This window comes from Paenibacillus sp. 19GGS1-52, assembly GCF_022369515.1.
Lineage (GTDB): Bacteria > Bacillota > Bacilli > Paenibacillales > Paenibacillaceae > Paenibacillus_AQ.
Genome location: NZ_CP059724.1, coordinates 2841892 through 2857935, shown reverse-complemented (window position 1 = coordinate 2857935; position 16044 = coordinate 2841892). Strand labels below are relative to the sequence as shown.

Here is a 16044-nt window from a genome sequence, read left to right as displayed (position 1 = left end):
TTAGAGGGATTTCATCGCGAACCGGACGGTAGCCATCTCATCCATTTCGTTTTGCTCCCGTAAATTCATACTTTGCTGAAATAAGGTTTGAGCCTTATCTTTCGCCTTCAACCATACTTTTTCATCCAGCACCTTCGTACTGAGCGTTTCTTGCTTGTTCTGGACTTCCTGATGCGCATGGCTAATGTCCTTATTTTTACGGGCAATGCATGTATCGAGATAATTAACATATTCCTGCATTTCCATAATCTTTGCCATTGGCGTCTTTTGTTCAGCAGCACTTTGCAAAGAGGTTATGATAGCATTGCGTTGATCCGTTAACTCATCAAGACTTTTTTCTTGTGCCTGTAGTTCAACTAACGCGCTTGAAAGAATCCACTCTGCCTGTGTCTTCTCATTGCCCTTCAAATCCACTACTTTTTGAAAAGTATAATGAAATCTCACAATACCGGATCAGCTCCTTGAGAATTGAGAAATTAAAGATTGTTGAACTTCGGCAAGCGTTACTTTTTCATCTACCTTCTGTTTGGTGAATTCCCAAATGCTATCAATGTAATGCATTGACTCATCTATCTGAGCATTAGAACCTCTCTGATAGGCTCCGATATTAATTAAATCCTCTGAATCCTTATAAACTGCCATTAGTCGTTTTACATTTTCTGCTGCTGCGATCTGTTCTTCAGGTGCGATATCCTTCATTACACGACTAATACTCGAAAGTACGTCTATTGCAGGAAAATGTCCTTTATTGGCAATGCTCCGGTTCAGCACAATATGTCCATCTAGTATTCCCCGAACAGCGTCCGCAATGGGCTCATTCATATCATCACCGTCAACCAGCACAGTATAAAATGCGGTTATTGAACCCGTAGGCCCAGTTCCTGCTCTTTCCAGCAGCTTCGGCAAGCTAGCAAATACAGAAGGAGTATATCCTCTCATTGCCGGAGGTTCGCCTACCGCAAGGCCAACTTCACGTTGAGCCATAGCGTACCGCGTAACAGAGTCCATCATCAGCATGACATTAAGTCCACGATCCCGAAAGTATTCAGCAATCGTTGTAGCAATAAGTGCTCCCTTAATCCGAATTAACGCTGGCTGGTCCGATGTAGCGACGATAACCACCGAACGTTGTAACCCTTCTGGACCCAGGTCACGTTCAATGAAATCCAGTACTTCCCTGCCTCGCTCCCCAATCAAAGCGATAACATTTACGTCAGCTGAAGTATTCCGGGCAATCATACCCATCAATGTGCTCTTTCCAACACCAGAGCCTGCGAAGATACCCACCCGTTGTCCTTTACCAATTGTCAATAATCCATCAATCGCTCTAACACCAATACTGATTGGTTCCAGTACTCTTGGACGATTGAGCGGATTGGACGGGATGTTAAAGGTAGAGCTATGCGGCATCCGAGCTGGGATGAGCGAGCCGTCAAGCGGCTGTCCAAGACCATCAAGTATCTTACCCAGCAGTTCTGAACCGACCTGAACACTTAATGGCTTTCCCGTACCGACAACATCACAACCGGGACCAATAGCTTGCAGCTCTCCAAGCGGCATTAGTAAAACCTTGTTGTCACGAAAACCAACGACTTCAGCCTGCAGCGGCTTATTGCCTTTTGCTGGATAGATATAGCACACATCGCCTATGCTGGCATCTGGCCCTTCTGATTCAACCATAAGCCCGATAACTTGTGTGACTTTACCATTGATCCTTACAGGGTCGAAATTACGCAGCTGCTCTTTGTAACGCTTGCTGTCAAGCATCGTCTTCCCCATTTCCGTGCTCTTCAGTATCGAGCGCGATCCTTACCAGCTCTTTCTTAATTTCTGCAAGCTGAGTATCAATACGGGCATCAATGCTTCCAAAGGAAGAGCGGATCACACAACCTCGGTCTTTCACAGTAGCGTCAGGCAAAATTTGCAATTCAGCCTGGGAATCAACAGCGAGTGTTAATTCCTCCCTTGCTGCGTTCACAAATGCAAACTGTGCTGGTGCTACGCACAAGGAAATCATTCCTTGCTCGCGTTTACGAGCCAGATTCTTTCGGATCAACTCCATCGTAAACTGTGGTTCAACAGTTAACTGCCTGTCTACTATTTTCTCAGCAATATCGCAGCTTAGCTCTACCAGAAAAGGCTCTGCTTCCTGAATAATGACATCTCTAGCCTTATAGGCTTCATATAGTACTGTTCGCGCTTCTTCCATCATTCCGGCAATTTTCTCTTTCATTTCTTGCTCAGCCTGCGATACGCCTTCCTGATAACCTAGCTGATACCCCTCGGATTTGACAGCTTCGATAAGATGCTCATCCTGCTCCCGGCGTTGACGCCACCACTCTTCAGCTTCCGACCGCGCCGATTCCACAATATTCTCTGCTTCTTGGGATGCGTTCCGGACTTGCCCTTCGGCAAATTCCTGGGCATCCTTCAGCATTTGCTTACGGGCTAATTCCGCCGCTTCACGGGCTGGGTCCTGATAGTGTACTTCTCCGGTATACTCTTCCGTAATAGGCTCTTCAACAAGACCAGCATGATGCCTTGCCTGCTCCAGTCTCTTCAGAACATCTACCGGAACGTATTGGGAGTGTTTGATCAGCTTAGACAATTATGTCATCTCCTCCACCGCGGGCAATAATTATTTCACCGGACTCTTCCAGTCTACGGATCGTGCCAACAATGCGGGTCTGGGCTTCCTCAACATCACGCAGCCGCACCGGACCCATATACTCCATCTCTTCCCGGAATGTATCAGCCATACGTTTGGACATATTGCGGAAAATAACATCCCGTACTTCCTCGCTGGCAACTTTGAGTGCCAATTGCAAATCTGCGTTCTCGATATCTCGAATAATTCTTTGGATCGAACGGTTGTCTACGTTAACAATATCCTCGAACACAAACATCCGTTTCTTGATCTCTTCGGCAAGTTCTGGATCCTGGATCTCCAGGGAGTCCAGAATGGTCCGTTCTGTACCGCGATCCACCCCATTCAGGATCTGTACAATTGACTCGATACCACCCGCATTTGTATAATCCTGAGTTACAGTTGCTGAAAGTTTCTGTTCCAGCACTCGCTCAATCTGAGTGATAACTTCTGGAGAGGTACTATCCATAACGGCAATTCTTCTGGCTACCTCAGCCTGCTTCTCCTGTGGTAGCGAAGAAAGGATTGCCGCAGCCTGTTCAAATTGAAGATAGGATAGAACAAGTGCAATCGTCTGTACATTCTCATTCTGGATAAAGTTCAGAATCTGATTAGGATCTGCCTTACGCGCAAAATCAAAGGGTCTTACTTGCAAGGTTGCAGTCAGGCGATTAATAACCTCCATTGCTTTTTGCGGACCCAACGCTTTCTCCAGAATCTCTTTGGCGTAGTTAATACCACCTTGCGATATATACTCCTGAGCGAGGCATATCTGATGGAACTCTGACATGATCGTTTCTTTTTCACCGCTCTCCACTTTGCGGACATTGGCAATTTCGAGTGTCAGTTGTTCAATCTCCTCATCTTTCAAATGCTTGAATATTTGCGCCGATACCTCGGGTCCTAGTGTGATAAGCAGGATTGCCGCCTTTTGACGGCCGCTAAGTACCTGCTGGTTAGCTTTTGCCATTGGTTCACCTCTGTTCGTCAGCAAGCCATGTACGTAGCAGATTTACGAATTCATCCGGCTTCTTCTTTGCCAGATTCTCAAGCTGCTTACGAACTTGACTGTCATTCGTCACACTCTCCATATTAATAGATGGAAATTCAGTTGGAACTTGTAATGGAATGTCTTCTTCTTCCTCTTCAGCAGTCTTTTTACGACTACGGTAGAACAGATATCCACCACCGACACCGACGAGCAGTGCAGCTGCGCCGATCGCCCATATCATCCATGTTGCTAGTCCAGCCGAAGTAGCAGTTACAGTATTACTACCAAATTGCTGTGAATAAACCGAAACTTTTTTTGCTAAATCAGCGTCTGTATAAATAACACCAGAATCCGCAAGTGAAGCACGGACGATATTGACCAGAATATTTTGGATGGCAGCCGATGTAGGCTGATCCAAAGTAGTTTGACCAGTTGGTGGTTCAACAGCAACATTTATGGTTAAATCTTTTACAGAATAAGGGCTGGCTATTATATCTCTTGTGATTCTATTGACCTCATAATTCCTCGTTTCCGAAGATTCATCCGAGGTTGACGTGCCTGTATTCGTTCCTGAAGGGTACCCCGCAACATCTTGTGAACCCGTACCTGCTACGCCTCCAGTGGTGTTTCCCTGACCCGAATAAGTATTGCTGATAATTTGCGAACTGATCTCGATCCCCTTCATATTTGGTACATCAACAGGAGTAACAAGATCCTCTTTACGACTTTCTTTATCGAAGTTCAGCTTGGAGAATACCAAGACATCCACTTTGTCGGGACCAGTAAGAGTGCTCAAAAATTGTTTGACATCTTTTTTGACGTCATCCTCAAATTTCTTTTGCAGTGCAAAATTCTCTTCTACTTGACTGGAGACCCCTGCCTGTCCACCTTTGGCTGTAGGCATTAATTCAACTTCATTATTAGCGATCGTTATGTTTGCAATCGGCAAATTGGGTACCGCTGTCTTTACAAGATTGAAGTATCCGTCGATATTATCTTGACTCGGTCTAAATCCCGGGGTAAAGGTAAGCACCACGGAAGCAGATGCCTGCTCCTGATCAGACTGTGAGGCAAACACGGTCTCTTTGGGCAGATTAATAAGGACTTTGACGTCCTTGATTCCCTGCATACGCCTCATTAATTGTTCCACTTCACCGTTTAGTGCGTTATTGTACTTCACATTAAATTCACTGTCAGTTGTGCCTATCATTGATGAATTTGTGTCAAATACTTTGTAACCAATAGAACCACCTTGCACAATCCCCTGAGACCCTATGTCTACCTTAATTCGTGCTGCTTCAGTACTAGGTACAGAGATACTTTTTCCATCAGGACTTAAACGGTAAGAAATCCCAGCTGAGTCCAGATAAGTCATTACGCCAGCTGAATCCGTGCTATCCAAATCCTTAAAAGCCACTTCGTATTCCGTCTTCGATAGTTGCATTGTCAAAACTACGATTATTATTATGATGATAAACAATGTTGAAAAAAATAATATTTTTTGTTTACCACTAAATTTGTTCCAATACAGGAGCAATTTCTCCCGATATTGGGCCAATCTTTCATTCACAGTGTCACCCCATCCGAAATCAAACTAGGATTATCTAAATCTGAGTTCTCATAATTTCCTGATAGGCTTCAATCACTTTGTTCCGGACTTGAGTAGTCAGTTGCAAACTTAGCAGAGCCTGTTGCGATGAAATCATTGCTTCATCTATATTTACTTCTCCCAAAACAAACTTGTTACTCATATCCTTAGAAGTTTGCTCCTGAGCAGATACTTGATTCAGTGCGTCTTCCAAATAAGAACCGAAGCTGTCCGTTGAATCAGCGCTATCTGCTGAGGACTTAGTTGTTGTCGGTTTCATAGCAAGCTGCTGTACAGCTTGAGTTCCAATAGACAAACTTTGCATAACCTATTCCCTCCCTAGATGTTATTTACTTTACCGCCCTATTTCGAGTGCCTTACTCACCATACCTTTTGTCGCATTAAGCATTGTGACATTGGCTTCATATGAACGAGATACAGACAGCATGTCTACCATCTCTTTTGTGATATCGACGTTTGGCATATACACATATCCGTTCGCATCTGCATCAGGATGACTTGGGTTATACACTGGCTTCAGTGGAGAGGTGTCTTCAATTATAGATTGAACCTTAACACCTTCTGCGCTCCCATTCATTTTGGAGTGTAAAATATTCGAAAACTTATCACTCTGGGCGGCTTCCAGTACTACAAGCTTACGCTTGTATGGAACTGCTTTGCCATTGACAACAGATGCTCTCGTTGTTTCGGCATTGGCAATGTTTGAGGAAATAACATCCATTCGCAACCGCTGAGTAGTTAGTGCAGAAGCGCTGATCCCAAAACTGCTACCAAAGTTCATTTTTATTATCTCCCTTCAACTACGGTACGCATCATCGTAAACTGATTGTTCATTTGTTGAATATAAGAACTGTACCTGAGCTGGTTCTCAGCGCTTAGCGCCATTTCCCGGTCAATATCTACATTATTGTCGTTGTTATTCATTGAGGTTGTTTCATCTGTAGTGACGACTGTAGCGGGTACAACAGTATTAGATCCGAACTGAAAATGGCGGGAATCCGTTACCTTGGCACTGAGTTGGGACTTTAGTCCACTATCTTGTTGTTGGAGAAAACTTTCAAATGAAACATCAGAGCGTTTAAAATTTGGTGTATCGACATTAGCTACATTATTAGCGAGAACACTTTGCCGTTTGCTGGCAGCGTCTATGCCTCCCTGTAATCTTTGAAAACTGACACTATTCAGCAATCCCATGGATATCCCCCTTTCAAACCTATCATAATGAAAAGAATTCTACAACTTCCTTCTAAATTCCTGCTAGATTCGACAAAAAAAGCAAAAAAAATCCCATATTTCTCGAATTAAGTCGAATGGTGTCGTCAAACAATATTATATCTTTCTCACATACATTGATTCTCTTAGAATTTGTATATTATTACAATAAGAAATAAGCCCTATCTTTTCAGAAAAGACAGGGCTTAGATCATTTATTTTCCATATTCAACCTTTTTAGTTCCAAAATATTCTTTTTTATTTCATATACTTACTTTTAATTCCTTTTTTCGGACACGCAATTTTAAATTTCTAATTCAAACTACCTAAATTCGTAATATGCCGAAGGTTGTCGGCACATTACAGGATATATTGGCTTAAGTCCCGATCCTGTGCAATGCTCGCCAGTTTCTCACGCACATATTCCGGTGTGATAACCATAGTGTCCAAAGTTAACTCTGGAGCCTCAAAGGACAAATCCTCTAAAAGCTTCTCCAAAATGGTATGCAAACGTCGTGCGCCAATATTCTCCATATTTTGATTAACTGAAGCTGCTATTCTGGCAATCTCATAAATAGCTTCCGGCTGAAACTGTATTTCAATATTTTCTGTTTTGAGCAAATTCACATATTGCTTCGTCAGTGCATTCTCTGGTTCGGTCAAAATAGATACAAAGTCCTCCAGGGTCAGACTGCTTAGTTCCACACGGATCGGAAAGCGGCCCTGAAGCTCAGGGATAAGGTCAGAGGGCTTGGCGATATGAAATGCACCGGCAGCCATAAAGAGCACGTAGTCCGTCTTCACAGGGCCATATTTCGTCATTACTGTAGACCCTTCGACGATCGGGAGGATATCACGCTGTACGCCCTCACGAGATACATCTGGACCTGAGCCTTTGCCTTGACTAGCCACCTTATCAATTTCATCAATAAAAATAATACCGGACTGCTCAGCCCGCGTCACTGACTCCTGAATCAAATCATCCATATCGATGAGTTTGCCTGCTTCATCCTGAGTCAGTACTTTGCGAGCCTCTCGGATTGGAAGCTTACGCTTCTTGGTGCGCTTAGGCAATAGGCTGCCGAACATTTCCTGCATGTTCATGCCCATCTGGTCATTCCCTTGGCCAGCGAACATATCCAACATGCTTGGAGTAGTGTCTTCAACATCGATTTCAATGATGGTCTCTTCCAATTGGCCAGCCAACAGCTTAAACTTAATCCCACGACGGCGCTCACTTAGACTTCCGTCTTGTTCAGCATCTTCTTTGGAATCCTCTTGACTTGAACCGTTTCCTCCAAAGATCATTTCAAATGGATTGCGTTGAGTCTTGCCTTTGGAGGATGAAGGAACCAGTATAGAGACAATTCGCTCGTTAGCTAATTCTTCTGCACGGTCTTTAACCTTCTCTGTCCGTTCTAGCTTCACCATGCGTATGGATGTCTCCACCAGATCGCGAACCATGGATTCCACGTCGCGGCCTACATAACCGACTTCAGTGAATTTGGTTGCTTCCACTTTAATAAAAGGTGCATTTACGAGCTTCGCCAGACGGCGGGCAATCTCGGTCTTCCCTACACCCGTTGGACCAATCATCAAAATGTTCTTCGGTACGACTTCATCACGGAGTTCCTCGGCCAACAGACTGCGCCGATAGCGGTTGCGCAGTGCAACGGCCACCGATTTCTTGGCCTGCTTCTGACCTACAATATATTTATCCAATTCGGCTACGATTTGGCGGGGTGTAAGTGATTGATTCACCATCGTGACTTCCTCCATCTCTCTTATGGCACCGGGGCCTATAATTGTTCAACAATAATATTGGAATTGGTGTACACACATATTTCGGAAGCAATCTGGAGTGCTTCTCTGGCGATTTCCGCTGCACTTAATGCAGGAGCATGTCGTTTAAGAGCACGGCCGGATGCTAAGGCAAAGTTGCCTCCAGAACCTATGGCTAGCACATCATCATCCGGTTCGATGATTTCACCGTTACCCGAAATAAGCAGCATGCCATCCTTATCCATTACGATCATCAATGCTTCCAGCTTGCGCAGGATACGGTCCTGGCGCCAGTCTTTGGCAAGCTCTACAGCAGCCCGCTGCAAGTTGCCGTGATGTTCCTCAAGCTTACCTTCGAACTTCTCAAACAAGGTTATTGCATCCGCTACCGAACCCGCAAAACCGGCGATTACTTGTCCTCTATACAGACGACGGACTTTCTTAGCCGTCGTTTTCATAATAACGCTCTCTCCGAATGTAACCTGACCATCACCAGCAATAGCAGCCTGGCCGTTGTGTCTTACAGCACATATTGTAGTGGCATGAAAACTAGGAACCATAATTGTAAATAACCTCCTTTAAGATGGGCTCTGCTCTTCATCGTCCGGCGCTGTGTGGGTAAGACCTGTCTTGGCTGCAAACCCAGCAAGACTATCCAGTGCTCGGTAGGCTAGAAGTTCATTTTTTTCTTGTTTACTCCGCATTCTCTTCTCAGGCTTTGGCAGCAAACCGAAATTGGCATTCATCGGTTGAAAATGCTCTGGATCGGCCGAAGTGATATATGCAGGCATACTACCCAGAACAGTATCCTCCGGAAAGACCAGACCTTCCTGACCCAATGCAGCTCTAGCAGCGTTAAGCCCGGCTATAAGACCAGAAGCTGCCGACTCTACATAACCTTCTACACCAGTCATTTGGCCGGCAAAGAACAGTCTTTCCTGACCCTTCATTTGATAGGTAGGATGCAGCAGCTTAGGTGAATTAATAAAGGTGTTTCTGTGCATAACCCCGTAACGTACATACTCTGCTTGCTCAAGACCAGGAATCAGGGAGAACACGCGCTTTTGCTCGCCCCATTTCAAATGAGTCTGAAAGCCGACAAGATTATAAAGCGTTCCGGCTGCATTATCCTGACGAAGCTGTACAACAGCATAAGGTAGCTTACCCGTATGCGGGTTTACCAACCCCACTGGCTTCATCGGGCCAAATAGTGCTGTTTGTTTGCCGCGCCGCATCATAATTTCAATCGGCATACAGCCTTCAAAGTAAATCTCCTTCTCAAAATCCTTGAGCTCAGCAGTCTCTGCCGAAATTAACGCATCATAAAACACATCAAATTCAGCTTCCGTCATTGGACAATTCAGATAGGCGGCTTCTCCCTTATCATATCGGGAGGCAAGATATACCTTGCTCATATCGATGGTATCCTTCTCAACAATAGGTGCAGCAGCATCATAGAAGTAGAAATACTCTTCACCCAGTAAAGCCTTTATATCATTTGATAATGCCGGTGAAGTTAAGGGCCCCGTAGCAATAACTACAATCCCTTCCTCCGGTATATGCGTAAGTTCTTCATTTATGACTTCTACAAGGGGATGATTGTGCAGAGTTGCCGTAATCTCGCCAGAGAATCCATCCCGGTCCACAGCAAGTGCTCCGCCAGCTGGTACTGCATTTCGGTCAGCTGCGCCTAGCACAAGTGAATTCAGCCGCCGCATTTCTTCCTTCAATACACCCACTGCATTAGCAAGTCCGTTAGCGCGCAGCGAGTTGCTGCACACGAGCTCCGCGAATTGATCCGTATGATGCGCTGGCGTCTTCACAACAGGCCGCATCTCATACAATCTCACCGGCACGCCTTGTGAGGCAATTTGCCAGGCTGCTTCGCTTCCGGCTAAGCCTGCACCAATTACTGTAACTTTTGCTATCTCGGTCAATTTAAACTTCCTCCTGTTAAGACTTTATTCTGCTAGTTCTTCCTCATTGTCAAGGACTGCCTCTGTATGGTCGCAAGAAGTGCATTGCAGCTTGGTTCCCTGCTTATTACGCTTCTCTACCATCCAAGAGCCACAGACAGGACAAGGCTTAATGGACGGTCTGTCCCATGAAACGAAATCGCAGCCAGGGTATTGATCACAGCCATAGAAGACGCGCCCTTTCTTGCTGCGGCGTTCCACTACCCGTCCTTCATTGCATTTCGGACAGCTGACGCCGATATCCTTCACGATAGGCTTGGTATTGCGGCAATCTGGAAATCCAGAGCAAGCCAGAAATTTACCGAATCGCCCCAGCTTATACACCATCGGCTTACCGCATTTCTCACAAAACTCATCAGAGACCTCATCTTCGATCTCTATTTCCTTCATTTCCTCTTCTGCAAAGATAAGACGCTTCTCGAAAGTCTCGTAAAATTCGGCAAGAACCTTCACCCAATCTTCCGCACCTTCCTCCACATGGTCAAGATCCCCTTCCATGTGAGCCGTGAATTCCACGTTAAGGATTTCAGGAAAGAACTGCTCCATTTGTTCTATAATAAGTTCTCCCAGCTCTGTCGGCATGAACTTTTTCTCTTCGATTGCTACGTAACCACGCTTCTGAATGGTTTCCAAGGTTGGGGCATAGGTACTTGGACGTCCTATACCCAGTTCTTCCAGCGTCTTTACCAAACGGGCCTCTGTGTAGCGAGGCGGCGGCTGTGTAAAATGCTGCTTAGGTTCGATATCTTGCTTGATTAAGTCATCTCCTGCTTTAAGCGGCGGCAAATATTTGTCTTCATCCGTAGTTCCATCATCGTTTCCTTCCACATAGACCTTCATAAAACCAGGGAATGAAACTTTGGAACCTACAGCTCTGAAGATGGCTGTGCCAGCAGTGATATCAACCGAAAGCGTATCCAGCAAGGCAGAAGCCATCTGACTGGATACGAATCGCTCCCAAACCAGCTTGTATAAACGGAATTGATCCCGACTCAAGAACTCCTTCACCATATCTGGTTCACGCATAGCTGAAGTCGGCCGAACCGCTTCATGTGCTTCCTGTGCTCCGGCGGCCTTCTTGGAATACTGCCGCGGTGTTTCTGGAATGAACTTCTCACCATATTTGGCAGCAATCAGCTCTTTGGCCTCATCCTGCGCAATTACGGATAGCCGTGTGGAGTCTGTACGCATATAGGTAATCAAACCAACCGTACCTTCTTTGCCTAATTCCACACCCTCATACAGCTGTTGCGCAACAGACATTGTCTTTGCTGCACGGAATCCCAGCTTACGGGCAGCTTCCTGCTGCAGTGAGCTCGTAGTAAACGGAGCTGATGGGTGACGCTGTCTTTCCTTTTCCTTAACTTCACTCACCTTGAAGGCAGCATCTTTGATGGCCTCAAGAACCTCCTGCACATCACTTTCCTGATTAAGCTCCTTCTTCTGGCCATTAAGCTTGTGGAATTTAGCCTCAAGAAGAGAATCACGAATGCCAAGCTTGGCTGTAATGCTCCAATATTCCGTCGGAACAAACATCGAAATCTCATTTTCTCGGTCCATGATAATCTTCACAGCTACGGATTGTACCCGTCCAGCGGATAAGCCTTTTTTGACTTTCTTCCATAATAGAGGACTAATCTTGTAACCCACGAGACGATCTAGTATCCGCCGGGCCTGCTGGGCGTTCACAAGATCCATATTAATCTTGCGTGGAGTCTTAAAAGCATCCTTCACAGCTTGCTTGGTAATCTCATTAAAAACAACTCGACAATCCTCTGTAACATCCAAATCCAGCGCATGGGCCAAGTGCCAAGCGATAGCTTCACCTTCACGGTCAGGGTCAGCTGCGAGGTACACTTTTTTCACTTTTTTTCTAGCATCCTTTAATTCCTTCAAAATGGAGCCTTTACCACGAATCGTGATATATTTGGGGTTGAAGTTATTCTCAACTTCGACGCCGATCTGGCTTTTTGGCAAATCCCTAATATGACCCATTGATGCCTTTACAATATATTTACTGCCTAAATATTTGCCGATGGTCTTCGCTTTTGCCGGCGATTCGACAATCACTAATACATCCGCCATAGATTCGTCCTCCTCGTTAACACTCGCACTACTATATTAAATTACCTTATAAATTGCTCCTGGTAATTGTGTTACCGCTTTTTTTATGATTAAAGATAACAGAACTGAATGCAAATGTCCAAAATCCCATTCGGTCCTCATCAAAAGATCATCCAGCGTAAATGGCCCTTGATGGAGTATATGGTATAGTCGCAGTTCCTCACTTGTCAAATTTTTTTCAAAGCCCAAGTTTCCAGCTTCAGGGACAAATGACTCAGATTCCCTGATTTCAGCGGGAATTTTGTCCAAATAAGATGCGTACTCCTCGACAATATCCTTAGCACAGGTAATCAGCTTTGCTCCTTGTTTGATCAAATCTAACGCTCCCCTACTTTTGGGAGAAGTTATCGGACCAGGAACGGCAAACACATCTCTATTAGCTTCCATTGCAGCATCTGCCGTGATAAGAGAACCACTCCGAATGTCAGCCTCGACGACCACAGTCCCCAGAGTAAGACCTGCAATAATACGATTGCGTTGTGGAAAAAGCCCAGGGTGGCTTTGGGTACCAAGTGGATACTCCGTAAGCACCAGTCCCTCTCGGCCAATCAGACGCTCCAGTTCCCGATTCTCAGGTGGATAGACCCTATCCATTCCAGTAGCCATCACCGCGATAGTGCCTCCACGTCCTCTCAGTGCCGCTTCATGACAGACACTATCAATCCCCCGCGCCAGCCCGCTAACGACTGTTAGGCCCGCAGCACTAAGCTCCTCAGCCAGTATTTCGCCCACCTTGCGTCCATACGCAGTGGGTACACGGGTACCTACCATGGCAATAGCGGGCCGGGAGATCAGTTCCAAACGCCCACGGTAATAGAGTACCCAGGGAGGCTGCGCCGTCTCTTTTAATAATTCAGGGTAATTTCCATCGAACGGAGTAACCATTGCTGCACCGCTTTCTTTCATTAAAGAGTACCGCTTGTTTATCCACTCAGCATCATATATTGAGGCAAGTCGATTCGACATTTTATTAGTAAGTCCAATGCTCTCCCAGTCCTCAGGAGTATAAGAAAATGCTTTTTCCGTCAAAAAACCCGCTTTGCGTATCTTGTCGATGCTCTTCCAGCCGATGCCTTCCACTTCATTTAATCCAAATATTAATTTACGTTCCTCCATAATGAACTCTCTCCTTCAGAATTTACTTGTAAACGCAAAAAAGCAACCTTTCATTCCCTTGGCAGGAACAAAAGGTTGCTTACCTTTAAAAGTGATTATACACGAAAACACCATGTATTGTAGAGTCTTTCCTAGCCTTACTTCACTACAGGATTAGTGTGTGGTAAAAGCATTCAGAATACCGCGTTCTTCCAGGACACTCACAAGCGTGGAGCCCATCTCGGCAGGGGTAGGAGCTACCTTAATTCCGCAGGCTTCCAGCACAGCGATTTTCTCACTAGCAGTACCTTTACCTCCGGAAATAATCGCACCTGCGTGCCCCATTCTTTTACCTGGAGGCGCCGTGGCCCCACCAATAAAACCAACTACAGGCTTAGTCATATATTTGCTGATCCACTCGGCAGCCTCTTCCTCTGCTGTTCCACCGATCTCACCAATCATGATAACGGCCTTTGTACCTGGATCTTCATTAAACAGCTTCAGGATATCTATAAACTCGGAGCCTTTAACCGGATCGCCACCAATACCCACAGCAGAGGACTGCCCGATTCCACGTGTGGTAAGCTGATGCACCGCCTCATACGTTAAAGTGCCACTGCGTGAGACCACTCCGACATAACCCGGCATATGAATATAACCTGGCATAATACCTATTTTGCATTCACCTGGAGTAATCACACCTGGACAGTTCGGACCGATCAATATCGAAGGGCGACCTTCCATATAACGCGATACCTTCACCATGTCCAGCACTGGAATACCTTCTGTAATACAAATAACCAATTCGATCTCCGCATCCACTGCCTCCATAATGGAGTCTGCTGCGAAAGCTGGCGGTACATAGATTACACTGGCGGTTGCACCGGTTGCCGCTTTGGCTTCAGCTACTGTATTAAATACTGGCAAGCTAACCTCGCTGCCATTTTCCAAAGTGATGTTAACAAAGGTCCCACCTTTGCCAGGCGTTACCCCACCAACCATTTGCGTGCCGTAATCCAGTGCTCCCTTGGTATGAAATAAGCCCGTTGAACCTGTAATACCCTGCGTGATGACTTTCGTATTTTTATCTACAAGAATGCTCATGCCTTAGTCACATCCCTACTGAATTTGTCATATACGAGAACTGGTCCTACTAAATCTGCTGTTACTGTACAAGTGCTACAATCTTACGCGCACCATCCGCCATTGAATCTGCAGTGGTAATATTAAGTCCCGAACCGGCCAAAATCTGCTTGCCGAGTCCGACATTAGTCCCTTCAAGACGCACGACCAGAGGTTTCGTCAAGCCCAGCTGTTTAGCTGCTTCCACAACACCATTAGCAATCACATCGCAGCGCATAATACCGCCGAAGATGTTGACGAATATTCCATTTACTTTGGCATCTGATAAAATAATCTTAAACGCCTCTGTAACCTTCTCGGTAGTCGCACCGCCCCCTACGTCCAGGAAGTTGGCGGGCTCGCCGCCATAATATTTAATAATATCCATCGTCGCCATGGCCAGACCCGCACCATTCACCATACAGCCAATATTGCCATCAAGCGCGATATAGCTGAGATCATACTTTGAGGCTTCAATCTCTTTCTCGTCCTCTTCATCAAGATCACGAAGCTCCAGAATATCTTTATGACGGAACAAAGCATTAGGGTCAAAATTCAGTTTAGCATCGAGAGCCATTACATTTCCATCAGCTGTAACAACCAGTGGATTTATCTCCGCAATGGAACAATCCTTATCCACAAAGGCGGAATAGAGCGCTTGCATAAACTTGACCGTTTTCCCTACGAGTTCGTTTGGAATGGCAATGCTGTACGCCAGCTTGCGAGCTTGAAAGGTCTGAAGTCCCACTGCCGGATCAATAATCTCTTTAAAAATCTTCTCCGGATGCGTTGCTGCTACCTCTTCAATCTCTGTACCGCCCTCTTCAGAGGCCATCATAACGATCCGCCCTGAACCCCGATCCACAACGATTCCGATGTAATATTCCTTAACAATCTGACAACCCTCTTCAATGAGCAGCCGTTTTACAAGCTTACCTTCCGGTCCAGTCTGATGTGTAATCAATGTCTTGCCAAGAATCTCTGCGGCGTAAGTCCGCACTTCGTCAATACTCTTGGCGACCTTAACGCCTCCAGCTTTACCGCGTCCTCCAGCATGAATCTGCGCCTTCACAACAACTACCGGTGTGCTCAGCGACTGTGCGGCTTCCACCGCTTCCTCCACTGTATACGCTACTTTGCCATTCGGCACGGATACACCGTACTTCTTAAGTACTTCTTTTCCCTGATACTCGTGGATATTCATACCGGAAGCCTCCTAAAAGTTTGATAGCATAAGCATCTTTGCATAAACCCTTGACGGTGAATTATTGCAGGCAGCCCGCAGTTTTTCAGCGTTCCGTTTTGATTGCCGCTTAGGTCTTGGTCTTTGGCCGGAAACAAAAAATACACTATCCCGGTCCCGGATCAAGCAGAAACGGTGCTGTCCCTTGACGAATAACGGCACACATTTCCTGCAAGAGGCATATCAGAAAAATACAAGACTGAGCTTATATTTACTGTTATGTCTAAAAAGGAAACCCAGAAT

General features: G+C 45.6%; 15 protein-coding genes. All 15 read right to left on the bottom strand.

All coding sequences use genetic code 11. From position 1 onward, the window contains the following. The 15 genes from fliJ to sucC all read right to left on the bottom strand — a co-directional run bounded on the left by fliJ (nucleotide 1) and on the right by sucC (nucleotide 15762). Complete coding sequence (fliJ, locus tag H1230_RS13605; RefSeq protein WP_239716122.1) at nucleotides 1-444, bottom strand: flagellar export protein FliJ; 444 nt, start codon at nucleotides 442-444, stop codon at nucleotides 1-3. Nucleotides 445-453: 9 nt separating this feature from the next. Then, nucleotides 454-1767, bottom strand: coding sequence for a flagellar protein export ATPase FliI (gene fliI, locus H1230_RS13600; RefSeq protein WP_195724380.1), 1314 nt, complete (start codon nucleotides 1765-1767; stop codon nucleotides 454-456). Beyond that, a complete protein-coding gene (locus H1230_RS13595; protein ID WP_239716118.1) occupies nucleotides 1760-2608 on the bottom strand; it encodes a FliH/SctL family protein in 849 nt (282 codons plus the stop codon). The genes fliI and H1230_RS13595 overlap by 8 nt, the downstream gene beginning before the upstream one ends. After that, complete coding sequence (gene fliG / locus H1230_RS13590; protein WP_239716116.1) at nucleotides 2601-3617, bottom strand: flagellar motor switch protein FliG; 1017 nt, start codon at nucleotides 3615-3617, stop codon at nucleotides 2601-2603. Before fliG ends, H1230_RS13595 begins: the two co-directional genes overlap by 8 nt. 4 nt (nucleotides 3618-3621) lie before the next feature. Next, a complete protein-coding gene (fliF, locus tag H1230_RS13585; protein ID WP_239716114.1) occupies nucleotides 3622-5208 on the bottom strand; it encodes a flagellar basal-body MS-ring/collar protein FliF in 1587 nt (528 codons plus the stop codon). Nucleotides 5209-5242: 34 nt separating this feature from the next. Continuing rightward, nucleotides 5243-5506, bottom strand: coding sequence for a flagellar hook-basal body complex protein FliE (gene fliE / locus H1230_RS13580; RefSeq protein ID WP_239717299.1), 264 nt, complete (start codon nucleotides 5504-5506; stop codon nucleotides 5243-5245). 75 nt (nucleotides 5507-5581) lie between these two features. Continuing rightward, on the bottom strand, nucleotides 5582-6028 hold the full coding sequence (gene flgC, locus H1230_RS13575; protein ID WP_239716112.1) for a flagellar basal body rod protein FlgC: 447 nt from the start codon (nucleotides 6026-6028) through the stop codon (nucleotides 5582-5584). Nucleotides 6029-6033: 5 nt separating this feature from the next. Beyond that, nucleotides 6034-6441, bottom strand: coding sequence for a flagellar basal body rod protein FlgB (flgB, locus tag H1230_RS13570; protein ID WP_239716110.1), 408 nt, complete (start codon nucleotides 6439-6441; stop codon nucleotides 6034-6036). Nucleotides 6442-6819: 378 nt separating this feature from the next. Continuing rightward, nucleotides 6820-8223, bottom strand: a complete 1404-nt coding sequence (hslU, locus tag H1230_RS13565; protein ID WP_239716108.1) for an ATP-dependent protease ATPase subunit HslU — start codon at nucleotides 8221-8223, stop codon at nucleotides 6820-6822. A 35-nt stretch (nucleotides 8224-8258) separates the two neighbouring features. After that, nucleotides 8259-8801, bottom strand: coding sequence for an ATP-dependent protease subunit HslV (gene hslV / locus H1230_RS13560; protein WP_154120335.1), 543 nt, complete (start codon nucleotides 8799-8801; stop codon nucleotides 8259-8261). Between the two features lie 18 nt (nucleotides 8802-8819). After that, the gene (trmFO, locus tag H1230_RS13555) at nucleotides 8820-10178 is read right to left on the bottom strand and encodes an FADH(2)-oxidizing methylenetetrahydrofolate--tRNA-(uracil(54)-C(5))-methyltransferase TrmFO (protein ID WP_239716106.1); all 1359 of its coding nucleotides are present in this window, start codon (nucleotides 10176-10178) and stop codon (nucleotides 8820-8822) included. Nucleotides 10179-10202: 24 nt separating this feature from the next. Further along, nucleotides 10203-12302, bottom strand: a complete 2100-nt coding sequence (topA, locus tag H1230_RS13550; protein WP_239716104.1) for a type I DNA topoisomerase — start codon at nucleotides 12300-12302, stop codon at nucleotides 10203-10205. A gap of 36 nt (nucleotides 12303-12338) precedes the next feature. Beyond that, entirely contained in the window at nucleotides 12339-13457 is a 1119-nt protein-coding gene (gene dprA, locus H1230_RS13545; protein ID WP_239716102.1) for a DNA-processing protein DprA, read from the bottom strand. A 153-nt stretch (nucleotides 13458-13610) separates the two neighbouring features. Beyond that, a complete protein-coding gene (gene sucD, locus H1230_RS13540) occupies nucleotides 13611-14540 on the bottom strand; it encodes a succinate--CoA ligase subunit alpha (protein WP_239716100.1) in 930 nt (309 codons plus the stop codon). A gap of 61 nt (nucleotides 14541-14601) precedes the next feature. Then, complete coding sequence (sucC, locus tag H1230_RS13535) at nucleotides 14602-15762, bottom strand: ADP-forming succinate--CoA ligase subunit beta (protein ID WP_239716098.1); 1161 nt, start codon at nucleotides 15760-15762, stop codon at nucleotides 14602-14604. Between the last annotated feature and the right edge of the window lie 282 nt (nucleotides 15763-16044).

Bases quoted from the DNA above. Each gene is read 5' to 3' on its own strand.
- fliI (WP_195724380.1), bottom strand. From the start codon at position 1,767: ATGCTTGACAGCAAGCGTTACAAAGAGCAGCTGCGTAATTTCGACCCT.
- fliG (WP_239716116.1), bottom strand. From the start codon at position 3,617: ATGGCAAAAGCTAACCAGCAGGTACTTAGCGGCCGTCAAAAGGCGGCA.
- fliE (WP_239717299.1), bottom strand. From the start codon at position 5,506: ATGAAACCGACAACAACTAAGTCCTCAGCAGATAGCGCTGATTCAACG.
- flgC (WP_239716112.1), bottom strand. From the start codon at position 6,028: ATGAACTTTGGTAGCAGTTTTGGGATCAGCGCTTCTGCACTAACTACT.
- flgB (WP_239716110.1), bottom strand. From the start codon at position 6,441: ATGGGATTGCTGAATAGTGTCAGTTTTCAAAGATTACAGGGAGGCATA.
- hslU (WP_239716108.1), bottom strand. From the start codon at position 8,223: ATGGTGAATCAATCACTTACACCCCGCCAAATCGTAGCCGAATTGGAT.
- hslV (WP_154120335.1), bottom strand. From the start codon at position 8,801: ATGGTTCCTAGTTTTCATGCCACTACAATATGTGCTGTAAGACACAAC.
- topA (WP_239716104.1), bottom strand. From the start codon at position 12,302: ATGGCGGATGTATTAGTGATTGTCGAATCGCCGGCAAAAGCGAAGACC.
- dprA (WP_239716102.1), bottom strand. From the start codon at position 13,457: ATGGAGGAACGTAAATTAATATTTGGATTAAATGAAGTGGAAGGCATC.
- sucD (WP_239716100.1), bottom strand. From the start codon at position 14,540: ATGAGCATTCTTGTAGATAAAAATACGAAAGTCATCACGCAGGGTATT.
- sucC (WP_239716098.1), bottom strand. From the start codon at position 15,762: ATGAATATCCACGAGTATCAGGGAAAAGAAGTACTTAAGAAGTACGGT.